1 rRNA gene is annotated in these 210 nt (G+C 39.0%); it reads right to left on the bottom strand.

Features of this window, described 5'->3' with window-relative positions:
- Window positions 1-95 (bottom strand): 5S ribosomal RNA (gene rrf / locus H6A27_RS15035); the annotation flags it as partial.
- Window positions 96-210: the final 115 nt, after the last annotated feature.

Here is a 210-nt window from a genome sequence, read left to right on the forward strand (position 1 = left end):
CTCTCCCACTTGTACGCAGTACCATCGGCGTGACGAAGCTTAACTTCTCTGTTCGGAATGGGAAGAGGTGGAACCTTCGTGCTATAGTCACCTTAATTTCTTTTCTATTCTTCTTTTTTCATCTTCACATGAGAATAACAAACTGAAGAAAGAACATTTCCTTTCAACCAAAACTCTTTCGTTTTTCAAGAACCGAACGTATATAACATC

It is taken from the genome of Bacteroides caecigallinarum (genome assembly GCF_016902295.1).
Taxonomy (GTDB): Bacteria; Bacteroidota; Bacteroidia; order Bacteroidales; family Bacteroidaceae; genus Phocaeicola; species Phocaeicola caecigallinarum_A.